Source organism: Herbaspirillum sp. VT-16-41, assembly GCF_001994935.1.
GTDB classification, from domain to species: domain Bacteria; phylum Pseudomonadota; class Gammaproteobacteria; order Burkholderiales; family Burkholderiaceae_D; genus Herbaspirillum; species Herbaspirillum frisingense.
In genome coordinates this window covers 1-454 of sequence record NZ_MUXB01000048.1, presented here as the reverse complement: position 1 = coordinate 454, position 454 = coordinate 1, and the positions used below count along the sequence as shown (strand labels likewise).

Genomic DNA, 454 nt, shown 5'->3' with positions numbered 1-454 from the left:
TTACTGTTCAGTGAAATTAATACTTATATTTCAACCTTTTTCGTTACCTATATTCAATGTTGAAACGTTTTTTTATTTCCTTGTTAGCAAAGCTAAATTATAAACAATACAGATTACATTTTTCATTTATAACTTTTTCAAAATGATATTCCTTTTTTCGTTCTCCAATCGGTAAATGAAGTTGTTTTATTACTTCCTGTTTAGTTGTATACCCTTTGTTTCCAATATTTTTTAGTATGATATTTGAGTACGTTTCTAAAAATCTTTTATAGTTATCGGATTGCACTCTACCATCTGGAAAAACATTTTCGGCTATTTCCTCACCAAACATAGAAATTAAAATATCCTTTGTCATAGTTGATACTTTAAATTTATCTTCTTGTATAGTTTTTGCTCGCTGATCTGCAACAGATAAAACATAATCAGTTAATTGATTAAAAGACTAAACCTTAGT

General features: G+C 26.9%; 1 protein-coding gene. It reads right to left on the bottom strand.

Going from position 1 to position 454, the window contains the following annotated elements:
- Nucleotides 1-97: 97 nt before the first annotated feature.
- Entirely contained in the window at nt 98-355 is a 258-nt protein-coding gene (locus BTM36_RS27610; protein ID WP_139347053.1) for a hypothetical protein, read from the bottom strand.
- Nucleotides 356-454 lie beyond the last annotated feature (99 nt).

What these genes read in the sequence shown, in the direction of transcription:
- BTM36_RS27610 (WP_139347053.1), bottom strand. Translation starts at nt 355, where the DNA reads ATGACAAAGGATATTTTAATTTCTATGTTTGGTGAGGAAATAGCCGAA.